We start from the raw sequence: 994 nt of genomic DNA on the forward strand, positions 1-994 counted from the left end.
AATACGGCAAGTTTTAGGCATACCAAGCCCTGTTATCTTATTCAACGCTTTGATCATCGCGTAGGTTTCACCAACTTGTGCGTTGTAATTTCTTAGACTTAACCGCCCACCAAGCAACTGTTTCACGCGATACATCGCAGTCTCGGATAGTGAACGCTTGTGATAGCCATACCGTTCTTTCCAATGTTTATTCGAACCGTATAACTTTTGACACCCCACCGCTAAGTTTCTTGGATGGCCTCGCTCCCAGAATGCTGCGCCTTCTCGTGGAGGGATGAGCGCTACCGCTCGCTTAACTTGAATAGCCTTATGGCAATCCCTTGTGTCATAAGCTCCATCACCTGATATCTCAAGGATTTTCCGACGTGTTTGTTTAAGCAAATTAGGCAGCACTTCTGCATCAGTCACCGTGGATAAGCTTAACTCTGCGGCAATAATTTCGTGTGTACCCGTATCTACTGCGAGGTGCAATTTCCGCCACACTCTGCGTTTACCATCCGTACCATGCTTTTTGACTTTCCACTCTCCTTCACCATAAACCTTGAGACCTGTTGCATCGATAGCAAGGTGCTGAATCGATCCTTTGGTTTTTGTTTTGAAACTCACGTTAACGTCTTTGGCTCGACGACTGATACAACTGTAGTGTGGGCAGCGCAGTGGAAGTTGAGCAAGTCGAAATACAGAATCCATAAACCCTTGTGAAGCACGAAGTGGCATTGAAAAGATACGCTTTACCATCAAAGCGGTTGTGATGGCTAAATCGCTGAAAATACGAGGTCTCCCGCGTTTGTTTTGCTTGCTTTGCTTCCATTCACTTATCGCTTCCTCGTCAATCCAAAATGTCAGAGAGCCGCGGTTGATAAGAGCTTGATTGTATTGCTTCCAGTTGTTTGTTTTGTAACGTGGTTTTGGCATGAGGCTACAGACTTAAGTGCATGTAGCCGATCAGATCGCAAGCTTTGAGTTTAGTTCCACCGATTTACGCAACAAAGCC

At 45.7% G+C, this 994-nt stretch carries 1 protein-coding gene; it reads right to left on the reverse strand.

Annotated elements, in window-relative coordinates:
- A partial coding sequence (locus tag BCT11_RS00440; RefSeq protein ID WP_102386839.1) for an IS5 family transposase occupies positions 1-915 on the reverse strand: 915 nt, incomplete at its 3' end.
- Between the last annotated feature and the right edge of the window lie 79 nt (positions 916-994).

The organism is Vibrio sp. 10N.222.52.B12 (genome assembly GCF_002875385.1).
Classification (GTDB): Bacteria; Pseudomonadota; Gammaproteobacteria; order Enterobacterales; family Vibrionaceae; genus Vibrio; species Vibrio jasicida.